This window comes from Pseudomonas sp. NBRC 111124 (assembly GCF_001320245.1).
In the GTDB taxonomy this organism is placed as follows: domain Bacteria; phylum Pseudomonadota; class Gammaproteobacteria; order Pseudomonadales; family Pseudomonadaceae; genus Aquipseudomonas.
The window spans coordinates 1-12,976 of the sequence record NZ_BCBA01000031.1; the positions used below are offsets into that span (position 1 = coordinate 1).

Below are 12,976 nucleotides of genomic sequence, written 5' to 3' on the forward strand. Positions count from 1 at the left end.
GCGCAGCAGCCCCAGCTACCTCAACGTGGAATGAGCTCGATCAGGCAGAACCGCCCGTGCACATCCAGCCCCAGCAACCCATCATTGCCCTCAAGCCGCAGGCAGTCATACAGACCCAGCCGCTGTGGCTCATGCCCAGCCATCGCCACTTCTACCTGATTGCTCGCAGCAAACAGCAGCACCGTCGACGCCGAGCTGTACAACCGACTGGTGCCGTCGAACCACTGCAAGCGCGCCCGATAGCGCTGCGGCGCATAGATCAGGTTGAAATCACGGATCGCCCCACCCAGCAGCTTGCAGCTGACCTGGCTCTCGCCACTGAAGGCGAACGCATCGAACGGCAGCAACGGTCGGCTGGCCTGGTCGTCGACCAGCAAACGCATGCCATCACCCTGCAGCACGGTGATGATCCGCTGGTAGCCGGCAAACACGGAAAACCCGCCCGACTCCTCGATATCGGCAATCGACAGGCGCCAGCCGAAGCCGTCCAGCCCCTCGCCGTTGTCGCGGGTGATCTCTTCGGTGAAGCCGCCACCATTCTTCCAGGGCATGCGCGGGTAATCCTGCGCACGCAGCAACTGCAACTGGGTCATTTACTGAAACGTCCTTCAAGGCGATGACGGGAGCCAGGGTGGATCAGCCGCGCCGCCGTCACGGGCTGGCGGCCGGACCAGGTACGCCGGCGGATCAGCAGGCAGGGCTCGCCGCGCTCGATCTGCAGCAGGCGGCACTCTTCGGGCTCAGCGAGAATCGCCTCGACCACGTGCTCGCCCTCGGTCAGCGGTGCGACCTGAGAGAGATAGGCGTAGGGCGTCTGGCGGGTGAAGTCCTGCTTGAGGTAGTCGGGGGCAATGGCCGCATTGACGTAGCGATCCTCGATCTGCACCGGCACGCCGTTCTCGTAATGCACGATCAGCGAGTGGAATACCCGCTGCCCTTCACGCATGTCCAAGGCCAGGGCGCGCTCGGAACCCGCGGCTTCCTCGGCCAGCTTGATTACCTGGCAGCTATGCTGGTGGCCACGGCCAGCGATTTCGTCGGCGATGTTGTTGACTTCGAACAGCGCCGAGCGGCTCTTGGGCTCGGCAACGAAGGTGCCCACACCCTGCATGCGCACCAGCAGGCCCTCAGCGGTGAGTTCACGCAAGGCGCGGTTGATGGTCATGCGGCTGAAGCCCAGCTCGCTGACCAGTTCGCTTTCCGAAGGCACCCGGTGATGCGGTGGCCAGCTGCCGTTTTCGATCTGCTGGATGATCATCTGCTTGACCCGCGCATACAGCGGCGCCGGGCCCTCGCCCATCTGGGCAACCAGCGCGGAGACAGGAGGTGTCGGCACGGCGTTGAGTCCTTAGGCAATGGAATGAGCGGTAGCTTGCCGCAGTTTACCCGGCAGGCAAACGCCTGTATATGTATATACAAGCTAAACAATAACAGGATTTTTGCCGATGTCCGCCTATTTTGCCGAACGCGCCCTGCTGCCAACGGGCTGGGCCAGTAACGTCCGCTTCGAAGTGTCCAGTGACGGCTTGCTCAGCCGGATCGAAGCCGACGCTTCGGCCGACGGCGCCGAGCGCCTGGCCGGGCCGTTGCTGCCAGGCATGCCCAACCTGCACTCGCATGCGTTCCAGCGTGCCATGGCGGGGCTGGCGGAGGTGGCGGGCAACCCCAACGACAGCTTCTGGACCTGGCGCGAACTGATGTATCGGCTGGTCGGCAAGATCACCCCGGAGCAGCTGCAGGTCATCGCCCGCCAGCTGTACATCGAGATGCTCAAGGCCGGCTACACCTCGGTGGCCGAATTCCACTACGTGCACCATGACCAGGCGGGCAAGGCCTACGCAGACCCGGCCGAGCTGTCCCGGCGCATCAGCGCGGCCGCAGCCAGCAGCGGCATCGGCCTGACCTTGCTGCCCGTGCTGTACAGCCACGCCGGCTTCGGCGGCCAGGCCCCGAACGAAGGGCAGCGGCGTTTCATCAATACCACCGAACAGTACCTGCAGTTGCAGGCACAACTGGCGCCAGTGCTGGCGGCGCAACCCGCGCAACAGCTGGGCCTGTGCTTCCACTCGCTGCGCGCGGTCACGCCCGGCCAGATCGCAGAGGTACTGGCTGCCGGCAACCCGCAATGCCCGATTCATATCCACATTGCCGAACAACAGAAGGAAGTCGATGACTGCCTGGCCTGGAGCGGGCTGCGGCCGTTGCAGTGGCTGTATGAACACGTCGATGTCGACCGTCGCTGGTGCCTGGTGCACGCCACCCATGCCGAGGCCGACGAAGTCACGGCCATGGCACGCAGTGGCGCAGTGGCCGGGCTTTGCCTGACCACCGAAGCCAACCTGGGCGACGGTATTTTCCCGGCAGTGAACTTCCTCGCTCAGGGCGGGCGCATGGGTATTGGTTCGGACAGCCATGTGTCGCTGAGCGTGGTCGAGGAACTGCGTTGGCTGGAATATGGCCAACGCCTGCGGGATCAGCGGCGCAACCGCTTGTATCGGAGTGACCAGCCAATGGTCGGGCGCACGCTCTACGACGCAGCGTTGGTCGGTGGGGCACAGGCGCTGGGGCAGCCGGTTGGCGAGCTGGCGGTGGGCAAACGGGCCGACTGGCTGGTACTGGATGGGCAGGATCCGTACATCGCCATGGCCGAGGGCGACGGGATACTCAACCGTTGGCTGTTCGCGGGCGGCGACCGTCAGGTGCGAGATGTGATGGTCAACGGGCAGTGGGTGGTGCGTCAGGGGCAGCACGCCCATGAAGAGGAAAGCCGGCAGGCGTTTGCCGCAGTGTTGCGAGCGCTACTGGGCTGAATGCAGAGGGGCCGCTAAAGCGGCCCCCGTCATTTCAATGCATCTTCACGATCTGCTTGTCCGGCGTGCGCCAGATCAGCCGGCTGGTGTCATAGCCCTGCTGACGGGCCTTGGACATCAGGCTCTCGCGCTCCCACACCGGCAGGGTTGGCGTGCGCGACAGGATCCACAGATACTTGCGGTCGGGGCTGCCGACAATCGCCGTGCGGTAGCGATCATCCACGTACAGGATCCAGTATTCGCCCTTGGCCACGCCCGGTACCAGCCGGGTGAACCAGTTATCGAACTCGACCCACAGCCTGTCGGTATGCCCCGGCTGCTGGATGTTGGCGTGCCCTTCGGCGCGCAGCCATTCATCCCCCAGGGTGCGGCAGCGGTTGAGCACGCCATACGAGCCATCAGGCTTGAGGTTGTAATGCGCTTCGGACTGCGCACACCCGGCCTGGTATTGCATTGGCAGGCGTGCCAGCTCGTACCACTTGCCCTGGTAGCGTTTGAGGTCGACATCACCTGCGGTCTTCGGCGCCAGCGGGTCGTTGGCGGAGGTGGCGCAGCCACCTAGCAGCATCACCAGGCACAACCCCAGCAGCAGGTGCACACGCCTCATTTAAGACCCTGCCCGGAGTAGATCAGTACCTTGTCGGCCGCATATTGCACGCTGATGAAGCTCTTCTCGTCCCCCCAGGTACAGCTGCTCATGCCCAGCGCGCCGGAGCATTCGGTGGGCGTGCCGAGCAGTTGCTCGACCTCGGCCTTGTTCATGCCGGCCTTGAGCTTGGAATAGTTTTCCTGATTGATCTTGCTGCACGCAGTCAGGACGACGCACAAGGACAACAGGGCGAGGGAACGCAACGACATGAAGGCACACTCCTGGAAAATAGTCACAGGCGAGAGCCTGCAGTGACCTTCGACGGGAAAAACCCTCCCTGGTTCCCTGACAACAACGCTTTCGTCGTACACCGTTGGTCGGCTGGGCCTGCGCAAACGATTAATGTTTTAACGCGCTGCGTCGACACAGCGAGCACGCTGTGACGCATTGCCACAGCGCCCTCCTATGCCTTGCCTTGTGCAGACCAGAAAAATGACCAAGAACCTCAAGTTCAGCCACAAGATCCTGCTGGCCGCCGCCCTCGTGGTGGCCGTCGCCTTTACCTGTTTCGTGCTCTTCAACGACTACCGACAACGCCAGTCCCTGCGCAGCGACACGCAGACCAACCTGCAGGACCTGGGCAGCCTCACCGCCGGCAACATCCGCAATTGGCTCGACAGCCGTATCCAGCTGCTCGACTCCCTGGCCCAGCAAGTCGCTGTCGATGGGCCGGGCAAAGCCAGCCTGGACCGTAGCCTGGCCTTGCCGGTGTACGGCAAGAACTTCCAGCTCACCTACTTCGGCGGCCAGGACGGCAGCATGCAGTCGGTACCGGTGGGTAACCGCGCCGCCGACTACGACCCACGGGTGCGGGGCTGGTACAAGGCGGCCAGCGCCAGCGGCCAGACCATCGTCACCGAGCCCTACATCTCGGCCTCGGCCGGCAAGCTGGTGATCACCCTGGCCACCCCGGTGCAGCAAGCGGGCCGGCTGATCGGCGTCAGCGGCGTCGACACCGACCTGCAGACCATCAGCAACCTGATCAACGCCCTGAACTTCGACGGCCAGGGCCATGCCTTCATCGTCAACGGCGAAGGCAAGATCCTCATCCACCCGAAAGCCGACCTTGCCCTGAAAACCCTGGCCGACGTCTACCCGCGAGACACGCCGCGCATCGGCAGCGGCCTGAAGGAAGTCGAAGTGGACGGCCACAAGCAGTTCATCAGCTTCACCCACGTCGACGGCGTGCCGTCGGCGGACTGGTACGTGGCCCTGGTCCTCGACCAGGACGCCGCGTTTGCCATGCTGGGTGAGCTGCGCACCTCGGCCATCGTCGCCACCCTGATCGCAGTAGTGGTGATTATCGCCCTGCTCGGCTTGCTGATCCGCGTGCTGATGGAGCCGCTGCACCTGATGGGCCGCGCCATGCACGACATCGCCGAAGGCGAAGGCGACCTGACCCGGCGCCTGAGCATCCACGCCCAGGATGAATTCGGCAGCCTTGGCCAATCCTTCAACCGCTTCGTCGAGCGTATTCACGAGTCGATCCGCGAAGTGGCCTCAGCCACCGGCCAGGTCAACGCCGTGGCTGCCCAGGTGGTGAGTGCTTCGAATGCTTCGATCAGCAATGCCGACCAGCAGTCCAGCCGCACCAGCAGCGTGGCGGCCGCCATCAATCAGCTAGGCGCCGCCGCCCAGGAAATCGCCCAGAACGCCGCGCTGGCCTCGCAGCACTCCAGCGAAGCACGCGGCCTGGCCGAGGATGGCCAGCAAGTGGTCGGGCGCACCATCGATGTGATGAATCAGCTGTCGGCGCGGATCAGTGACTCGTGCGGCAACATCGAGACACTCAATGCTCACACCGCCAACATCGGCCAGATCCTCGATGTGATCAGCGGCATCTCCCAGCAGACCAACCTGCTGGCGCTCAACGCCGCGATCGAAGCGGCCCGCGCTGGCGAGGCCGGGCGTGGCTTTGCCGTGGTAGCCGACGAAGTGCGCAACCTCGCGCACCGTACCCAGGAATCGGCACAGCAAGTGCAGCGCCTGATCGAAGAGCTGCAAGCCGGCGCGCAAATGGCGGTCAGCACCATGAACCAGAGCCGCGAGCACAGTGACCACAGCGTGGGCATCGCCAACCAGGCCGGCGAACGCCTGGGCAGCGTGACCCAGCGCATTGGCGAGATCGATGGCATGAACCAGTCAGTGGCCACCGCCACGGAAGAGCAGACAGCCGTGGTCGAGTCGATCAATGTCGACATCACCGAGATCAATACGTTGAATCAGGAAGGGGTGCAGAACCTGCAGAGCACCTTGCGTGCCTGCACCGACCTTGAACATCAGGTCGAGCGGTTGAAGCACCTGGTGGGCAGTTTCAGGATCTGACAATTGCGGCGCCTGCTTCGCGGGGCAAGCCCGCTCCTACAGGGGATTCCTTGTAGGAGCGGGCTTGTCCCGCGAAGAGGCCCTCAAATTAGAACCTGGACCCAGGCTCCAACAGGAAGTCCATCTCTTCGCTGGTACTCGGCCGCCCCAGCACCAGATTGCGGTGCGGGAAGCGGCCAAACCGGGCAATCACCCGCTGGTGCTGTTCGGCGTAATCGAGGAAGCCTTCGAACAAGCGCTGGTTATCCTCCGGCTGCTCTTCCAGCAGCACCTGGTATCGCTCGACGCACAGGTTCTGCCAGTCCAGCACCTCGGCATGCTCCAACACCAGCAGCACGAACACCCGCTGGATCGGCAGCAACTGGTAATCCCAGTTCTTCTGCAACCCCTGCATGGCCACCACCTGGGCACGCCGGTCGCCTTCGAAGGCGCGCGGCGTGTCGCGGTAGAGCATGCGCGGCAGCTGGTCCAGCAGGATCAGCAAGCCGAGCCAGCCCTGCGGGCTCTGCTGCCACTCGTCGAGCCCACCCGCCAGGGCGTGCTCGACCAGGTCGCCAAACAGCGCCTGGGCTTCGGCATCGTGATGCTTGCCGAACCACAGCGTGCTCTTCTCGTCAGCCACGGCCTGGGGACTGGTGCCCCAACCGAACCACCATTCCAGCAACGGCTGCCAAGGTGCGAGCATGATTTACTCCTTGTGGTACGCGGTGACGCGCTCAACCTCTTCCTTCGAGCCGAGGATCACCGACACACGCTGGTGCAGGCTGTCCGGCTTGATGTCGAGGATGCGATCGTAACCGTTGGTGGAGGCGCCGCCAGCCTGCTCGATGATGAACGACATCGGGTTGGCTTCGTACATCAGGCGCAGCTTGCCCGGCTTGCTCGGCTCGCGGGCATCGCGCGGGTACATGAACAGGCCGCCACGGGTCAGGATACGGTGCACGTCGGCCACCATCGAGGCGATCCAGCGCATGTTGTAGTTCTTCTTCAGCGGGCCGGTCTCGCCAGCCAGCAGTTCGCCCACGTAGCGCTGCACCGGGGCTTCCCAGTGACGCTGGTTGGACATGTTGATGGCGAACTCGGCGGTGCTTTCCGGTACGCGGATGTTTTCGTGGGTCAGGACGAAGCTGCCCAGCTCGCGGTCCAGGGTGAAGCCCTTGACGCCGTTGCCCAAGGTCAGGATCAGCATGGTCTGCGGGCCGTAGATGGCATAACCGGCGGCGACCTGCTCGGTGCCTGGCTGCAGGAAGGCGTTTTCGTTGAGGGTTTCGTTCTGGCTCAGGTACTCGTTAGGGCAACGCAGTACCGAGAAGATGGTGCCGACCGAGACGTTGACGTCGATGTTGGACGAGCCGTCCAGCGGGTCGAAGACCAGCAGGTAGGCGCCTTTCGGGTACTTGCCCGGGATCTGGTAGGCGTTGTCCATTTCCTCGGAGGCCATGCCGGCCAGGTGGCCGCCCCACTCGTTGGCTTCGAGCAGGATGTCGTTGGAGATCACGTCCAGTTTCTTCTGGACTTCGCCCTGCACGTTTTCAGTGCCCATGCTGCCCAGCACGCCGCCGAGGGCGCCTTTGGACACGTGATGGCTGATTTCCTTGCACGCACGCGCCACCACTTCGATCAGGAAGCGCAGATCGGCAGGGGTATTGTTGCTGCGGGTCTGCTCAATCAGATAGCGACTCAGGGTAACGCGGGACATGTATGGCTCCGAAAGGATGGGGGAGATAAAAACCCCCGCAGTTTACAGGGAGAGTTGCAGGCTAGCGAGTGATGAGACTCGCCACGGCTCTCTGACGGCACAATAGGTCGGTAGTTCAGCAAGCGCCAGGCCGATGGTCAGGTTGTGGACCCATTCGCGGGCACGCCCGCTCCCACAGGTGTCTCGCGAGCTCCAAGGCCTGCGCTGTTCCTGTGGGAGCGGGCGCGCCCGCGAAGTGCCTCACATCAATCCAACGCCTTCCAGATCTCGGTGGCATATTCACGGATGGTCCGGTCCGAGGAGAACCAGCCCATCCGCGCCGTGTTCAGCACCGCCATGCGCCACCATTCCTGCGGCGTGTGCCACAGCTCCTCGACCCGCCGCTGGGCATCCCAGTAGGCATCGAAGTCGGCGCACACGAGGAAGCGGTCGTAGCCGACCAGCCCATCGATCAGCCCCGCATAGCGCGATGGATCGTCCGGCGAGAACACCCCGCTGCGGATCGCCTGCAGCACATCGTTCAGCCGACTTGAAGCAGCAATCGCCGCATTCGCGCCGAAATCCCCCGCCTTGTGCCGCGCCTCTACTTGCTGCGCGGTCAGGCCGAAGATGAACATGTTGTCTGCCCCCACCTGTTCACACATCTCGACGTTGGCGCCGTCGAGCGTGCCGATGGTCAGCGCGCCATTGAGGCCGAACTTCATATTGCTGGTGCCAGACGCCTCGTAGCCGGCCGTGGAGATCTGTTCCGAGAGGTCCGCCGCCGGGATGATGCTTTCGGCCAGGCTGACGTTGTAGTTGGGCAGGAACACCACCTTGAGCAGGCCACGCACAGTCGGGTCGTTGTTGACCACCCGGGCGATGTCGTTGGCCAGCTTGATGATCAGCTTGGCCTGGTGATAACTGGCCGCGGCCTTACCGGCAAAAATCTTCACCCGCGGCACCCAGTTGGTAGCGGGGTCGTTGCGCATGGCCTGGTACAGCGCCACGGTGTGCAGCAGGTTGAGCAACTGGCGCTTGTACTCGTGGATGCGCTTGACCTGCACGTCGAACAGCGCCTCAGGGTTGACCGTAACGCCAATCCGGTCCTGGATGATGCTGGCCAGGGCGCGCTTGCTGTGCAGGCGCTGGGCAGCAAACTGCTTGCGGAAGCTGGCCTTGTCGGCGAACGGCACCAGCCCGGCCAGGCGCCCTTCCGGGTCGTCCTTGAGTTCAGGCCCAAGCGCTTCGACCAACATCTCGGTCAACTGCGGGTTGGACTGGTACAGCCAGCGGCGGAAGGTGATGCCGTTGGTCTTGTTGTTGATCCGCTGCGGGTAAAGCTTGTGCAGCTCGGCGAACACCGTGCTCTTCATCAGTTTGCTGTGCAGCGCCGACACGCCATTCACGCTGTGCGAACCGAGGAATGCCAGGTTGCCCATGCGCACCCGGCGGCCGTTGTCCTCTTCGATCAGCGACACCGCACGCAGCACGTCGAAGTCGTGCAGGCCTTTGGCGCGCAGGCTGTCGATATGGTAGGCGTTGATCAGGTAGATGATCTGCATGTGCCGCGGCAACATGCGCTCCATCAGCGCCACCGGCCAGGTTTCCAGGGCCTCGGGCAGCAGGGTGTGGTTGGTATAGGCCAGGGTGCCGACTGTCAGCTCCCAAGCCTTGTCCCAAGGGATTTCGTGCTGATCGACCAGCAAGCGCATCAGCTCGGCGACGGCGATCGACGGGTGCGTGTCATTGAGCTGGATGGCAGCGGCATCGGGCAGGTTGAGCAGGTTCTGGTGCATGTTCAGGTGGCGACGCAGCAGGTCTTGCAGCGACGCCGAAACGAAGAAGTACTCCTGGCGCAGGCGCAGTTCCTGGCCGGCCTCGGTGCTATCGGCCGGGTACAGTACCCTCGAGATACTCTCGGCCCGCGCCACTTCGGCAACGGCGCCCAGGTGGTCACCGGCATTGAAGCGTTCAAGGTGCAGCTCTTCCAGTGCCCGCGCCCGCCACAGGCGCAAGGTGTTGACGCTGGCCCCGCGCCAGCCGACCACGGGCGTGTCATAGGCTACCGCCCGCACCGTCTCCCCCGGCGTCCACACCTGGCGTTGCTGGCCGTGACTATCGAGCACCGTTTCGACGCTACCACCGAAACTGATCGGGTAGATGACCTCGGCCCGCTCGAACTCCCAAGGGTTGCCGAAATCCAGCCAGTTTTCGGTCTGTTCCTGCTGCCAGCCATCGACCACCGCCTGACGGAACAGGCCATGTTCGTAACGGATGCCGTAACCATGGGCGGCGATGCCCAGTGTCGACATGCTCTCCATGAAGCAAGCCGCCAGGCGGCCAAGGCCACCGTTGCCAAGCGCGGCATCCGGCTCAAGCAAGCGAATGCGCTCCAGATCGACGTTCAGGCCTTCAAGCGCATCGCGGGCGATATCCAGCAAGCCGAGGTTGCTCAGGCTGTCGTAGAGCAAACGGCCAATGAGAAATTCCAGGGAGAGGTAATAGACCCGCTTCTGGCTGCGCCGGTAAGCCCGGCGGGTGTGGTCCATCCAGTGGTCGACCATGTGATCGCGTGCGGCCAGGGCGATGGCTTCGAACCAGTCGTGGTCGAAGGCATGCTCCGGGTCCTTGCCGACCGCGTAGGTCAGCTTATCCAGTACAGCAGCGCGAAATTCCGCGACTTCGGCGTCACGAGCTTCAGGTTCCTGGGACATGCGGCATCCTCGGGCAAGTTGACGAAAGCGGAGGCAGATTGATCAGCCTAGACGCTTCGACCAAGAGCGGCAGCCCGTGTTCGCGGTTTTCATTAACCTTTGCGCATTCGGTCAAAAGGTTGTTCATAAATTGAACAATTCCGGTATGATCGCGCGCCCCAAGACCGTGATTCACCCCCATAACGATGAAAACGACCCTGATCGCGGCGGCCGAAGTCGACCGCCTGGAGACCTGGCAGCGCTACACCAGCAACATGTGCCATGGCTGCCATTCGACCTGTTGCACCCTGCCGGTGGAGGTGAAGATCAAGGATCTGATCCGCATTGGCGTGGTGGACGAGTTCGAGAAAGACGAACCGCCGAAGAACGTGGCCAAGCGTTTGCAGAAGGAAGGCATCATCGAGCGCTTCAACCAGAAGTCGGGGATCTTCACCCTGACCCGGATGAGCAACGATGACTGCATGTACCTGGATCGCAAGAGCCGGCTGTGCACCATTTATGACAAGCGGCCGGATACCTGCCGGAATCACCCCAAGGTCGGGCCGCGGCCGGGATATTGTGCTTATAAGCCGAAGGTGGTTGGGCGGTGATTCGCCTTGTGAACGGGTGATGGCCAGCGGGTGCATGCCCTGGTTGTGATGGTGTGGCGGCGCTCGATCTCATAGGCGCTGAAAATGTCGAGGCGGCCCCATGGTGGCCCACCTGCAACCTCACTCCGTCTACAACCGCCACCCTTTCGTGTGGAAACGAACGGGTGATGTCAATGACATGAGAGCCAACCCGCGCACTACCTCAGCGCATTGGCCAAAGCCCTGCTGGACGACGCCGAACTGGGCACGCCCCGCTGAGCATTCCCCAGACAAACAAAAACGCCCCCGGCCTTTCGACCGGGGGCGTTTTCATTCAGCCTGAGCTAACTCAGTTCTTGGCTTTCTTGGCAGCGCGGGTACGCTCGCCTTCGTCCAGGATCTTCTTGCGCAGACGGATCGACTTCGGCGTCACTTCGCACAGCTCGTCGTCCTGGATGAATTCCAAGGCCTGTTCCAAGGTGTGGCGAACTGGCGGAACCAGGGCGATGACTTCGTCTTTGCCCGAAGCACGCATGTTGTCGAGCTTCTTGCCTTTGGTCGGGTTCACGCCCAGGTCGTTGTCACGGCTGTTCAGGCCGATGATCTGACCGTTGTAGATCTCCTGACCGTGTTCAACGAACAGCTTGCCGCGAGCCTGCAGGGTTTCCAGCGAGTAGGTCAGCGCCTTGCCAGTTTCAACCGAAACCAGAACACCGTTCAGACGGCCGGACATCTGGCCCGACTTCATGGTGTCGTAGCGATCGAAGATCGAGGTCAGGATGCCTGCACCGTTGGTCAGGGTCAGGAACTGGTTACGGAAACCGATCAGACCACGGGCCGGGATGTTGTACTCCAGGCGAACACGGCCTTTGCCATCCGGCACCATGTTGGTCAGGTCGCCTTTACGCAGGCCCATCTCTTCCATGACCTTGCCCTGGGATTCTTCAGGGATGTCGATGGTGACGTTTTCGAACGGTTCCTGCTTCACGCCGTCGACTTCGCGGATGATCACTTCAGGACGGCCTACAGCCATCTCGAAGCCTTCACGGCGCATGGTTTCGATCAGAACGGACAGGTGCAGCTCACCACGGCCCGATACCTTGAACTTGTCAGGGGAATCGGTTTCCTGAACGCGCAGAGCAACGTTGTACAGCAGCTCCTTGTCCAGACGGTCCTTGATGTTACGGCTGGTCACGAACTTGCCTTCTTTACCGCAGAACGGCGAGTCGTTGACCTGGAAGGTCATCGAAACGGTCGGCTCGTCAACGGTCAGCGGCTTCATCGCTTCTACCGCGTCCGGGGCACACAGGGTGTCGGAGATGAACAGCTCGTCGAAACCGCTGATGCAGACGATGTCGCCAGCCTGGGCTTCTTCGACGTCGATGCGGTGCAGGCCGTGGTGGCCCATCAGCTTGAGGATACGGCCGTTACGCTTCTTGCCGTTGGTGTCGATGGCGACAACCGGGGTGTTCGGCTTGACGCGACCACGGGCGATACGGCCAACGCCGATAACACCGAGGAAGCTGTTGTAGTCCAGTGCGGAGATCTGCATCTGGAACGAACCGTCACGGTCAACGTCCGGCGCCGGTACGTTGTCGATGATCGACTGGTACAGGGCGGTCATGTCTTCGCCCATGGCGGTGTGGTCCAGACCGGCGATGCCGTTCAGGGCCGAGGCGTAGACGACTTTGAAGTCCAGCTGTTCGTCGGTGGCACCGAGGTTATCGAACAGGTCGAAGATCTGGTCCAGAACCCAATCAGGACGCGCGCCCGGACGGTCGACCTTGTTGATTACGACGATTGGCTTCAGGCCGGCTTCGAAGGCCTTCTTGGTCACGAAGCGAGTTTGCGGCATCGGGCCGTCTTGGGCGTCGACCAGCAGCAGCACGGAGTCGACCATCGACATTACACGCTCAACCTCGCCACCGAAGTCGGCGTGGCCGGGGGTGTCGACGATGTTGATGTGGTAGCCGTTCCAGTTGATGGCGGTGTTTTTCGCCAGAATGGTAATACCGCGCTCTTTTTCCTGGTCGTTGGAGTCCATGACGCGCTCGTCGTTGAGCTCGTTACGCTCCAGGGTGCCGGACTGACGCAGGAGTTTGTCGACCAGGGTGGTTTTACCATGGTCAACGTGGGCGATGATGGCGATGTTACGCAGATTTTCGATCACAACTGTATCTCGATCAGAGGATTCGGTTGCCACCTAGTGTAGGTGGCGAATATGTACG

General features: G+C 62.5%; 11 protein-coding genes and 1 pseudogene. 4 read left to right on the forward strand and 8 right to left on the reverse strand.

The genetic code is table 11. From position 1 onward, the window contains the following. Nucleotides 1-20: 20 nt before the first annotated feature. Both APH28_RS12715 and hutC read right to left on the reverse strand, forming a co-directional pair. Nucleotides 21-593: a HutD family protein gene (locus APH28_RS12715; RefSeq protein WP_060509800.1), complete on the reverse strand. Its 573-nt coding sequence runs from the start codon at nucleotides 591-593 to the stop codon at nucleotides 21-23. Continuing rightward, nucleotides 590-1,300: a histidine utilization repressor gene (gene hutC, locus APH28_RS12720; RefSeq protein ID WP_177326729.1), complete on the reverse strand. Its 711-nt coding sequence runs from the start codon at nucleotides 1,298-1,300 to the stop codon at nucleotides 590-592. Before hutC ends, APH28_RS12715 begins: the two co-directional genes overlap by 4 nt. 145 nt (nucleotides 1,301-1,445) lie before the next feature. On the opposite strand from hutC, the gene APH28_RS12725 reads away from it, so the two are divergent. Then, on the forward strand, nucleotides 1,446-2,810 hold the full coding sequence (locus APH28_RS12725) for a formimidoylglutamate deiminase (RefSeq protein WP_060509802.1): 1,365 nt from the start codon (nucleotides 1,446-1,448) through the stop codon (nucleotides 2,808-2,810). Nucleotides 2,811-2,844: 34 nt separating this feature from the next. On the opposite strand, the gene APH28_RS12730 is transcribed toward APH28_RS12725, so the two are convergent. Both APH28_RS12730 and bamE read right to left on the reverse strand, forming a co-directional pair. After that, a complete protein-coding gene (locus APH28_RS12730) occupies nucleotides 2,845-3,417 on the reverse strand; it encodes a lipocalin family protein (protein WP_060509804.1) in 573 nt (190 codons plus the stop codon). After that, nucleotides 3,414-3,668, reverse strand: coding sequence for an outer membrane protein assembly factor BamE (bamE, locus tag APH28_RS12735; RefSeq protein WP_027921036.1), 255 nt, complete (start codon nucleotides 3,666-3,668; stop codon nucleotides 3,414-3,416). The genes APH28_RS12730 and bamE overlap by 4 nt, the downstream gene beginning before the upstream one ends. Nucleotides 3,669-3,891: 223 nt before the next feature. On the opposite strand from bamE, the pseudogene APH28_RS29490 reads away from it, so the two are divergent. Continuing rightward, nucleotides 3,892-4,929, forward strand: a pseudogene (locus APH28_RS29490) (cache domain-containing protein); the annotation flags it as partial. Nucleotides 4,930-5,058: 129 nt separating this feature from the next. Then, nucleotides 5,059-5,784, forward strand: a complete 726-nt coding sequence (locus APH28_RS29495) for a methyl-accepting chemotaxis protein (RefSeq protein WP_371263082.1) — start codon at nucleotides 5,059-5,061, stop codon at nucleotides 5,782-5,784. 88 nt (nucleotides 5,785-5,872) lie between these two features. Here APH28_RS29495 and APH28_RS12745 read toward each other — a convergent pair whose 3' ends face one another. The 3 genes from APH28_RS12745 to APH28_RS12755 all read right to left on the reverse strand — a co-directional run bounded on the left by APH28_RS12745 (nucleotide 5,873) and on the right by APH28_RS12755 (nucleotide 10,179). Further along, complete coding sequence (locus tag APH28_RS12745) at nucleotides 5,873-6,469, reverse strand: DUF924 family protein (protein ID WP_060509808.1); 597 nt, start codon at nucleotides 6,467-6,469, stop codon at nucleotides 5,873-5,875. 3 nt (nucleotides 6,470-6,472) lie between these two features. Then, on the reverse strand, nucleotides 6,473-7,483 hold the full coding sequence (locus tag APH28_RS12750; RefSeq protein ID WP_060509810.1) for a class 1 fructose-bisphosphatase: 1,011 nt from the start codon (nucleotides 7,481-7,483) through the stop codon (nucleotides 6,473-6,475). 245 nt (nucleotides 7,484-7,728) lie between these two features. Next, the gene (locus APH28_RS12755; RefSeq protein WP_060509812.1) at nucleotides 7,729-10,179 is read right to left on the reverse strand and encodes a glycogen/starch/alpha-glucan phosphorylase; all 2,451 of its coding nucleotides are present in this window, start codon (nucleotides 10,177-10,179) and stop codon (nucleotides 7,729-7,731) included. 185 nt (nucleotides 10,180-10,364) lie between these two features. Between APH28_RS12755 and APH28_RS12760 the strand changes: the two genes are divergently transcribed. Further along, nucleotides 10,365-10,769 carry a YkgJ family cysteine cluster protein gene (locus APH28_RS12760; protein ID WP_003249225.1) on the forward strand — a complete coding sequence of 135 codons (405 nt, stop codon included), beginning with the start codon at nucleotides 10,365-10,367 and terminating at the stop codon, nucleotides 10,767-10,769. A gap of 328 nt (nucleotides 10,770-11,097) precedes the next feature. Here the strand turns inward: APH28_RS12760 and typA are convergent, their stop codons facing one another. Further along, a complete protein-coding gene (gene typA / locus APH28_RS12765) occupies nucleotides 11,098-12,918 on the reverse strand; it encodes a translational GTPase TypA (RefSeq protein WP_060509814.1) in 1,821 nt (606 codons plus the stop codon). Between the last annotated feature and the right edge of the window lie 58 nt (nucleotides 12,919-12,976).

Bases quoted from the DNA above. Each gene is read 5' to 3' on its own strand.
- APH28_RS12715 (WP_060509800.1), bottom strand. From the start codon at position 593: ATGACCCAGTTGCAGTTGCTGCGTGCGCAGGATTACCCGCGCATGCCC.
- hutC (WP_177326729.1), bottom strand. From the start codon at position 1,300: ATGGGCGAGGGCCCGGCGCCGCTGTATGCGCGGGTCAAGCAGATGATC.
- APH28_RS12725 (WP_060509802.1), top strand. From the start codon at position 1,446: ATGTCCGCCTATTTTGCCGAACGCGCCCTGCTGCCAACGGGCTGGGCC.
- APH28_RS12730 (WP_060509804.1), bottom strand. From the start codon at position 3,417: ATGAGGCGTGTGCACCTGCTGCTGGGGTTGTGCCTGGTGATGCTGCTA.
- bamE (WP_027921036.1), bottom strand. From the start codon at position 3,668: ATGTCGTTGCGTTCCCTCGCCCTGTTGTCCTTGTGCGTCGTCCTGACT.
- APH28_RS12745 (WP_060509808.1), bottom strand. From the start codon at position 6,469: ATGCTCGCACCTTGGCAGCCGTTGCTGGAATGGTGGTTCGGTTGGGGC.
- APH28_RS12750 (WP_060509810.1), bottom strand. From the start codon at position 7,483: ATGTCCCGCGTTACCCTGAGTCGCTATCTGATTGAGCAGACCCGCAGC.
- APH28_RS12755 (WP_060509812.1), bottom strand. From the start codon at position 10,179: ATGTCCCAGGAACCTGAAGCTCGTGACGCCGAAGTCGCGGAATTTCGC.
- APH28_RS12760 (WP_003249225.1), top strand. From the start codon at position 10,365: ATGAAAACGACCCTGATCGCGGCGGCCGAAGTCGACCGCCTGGAGACC.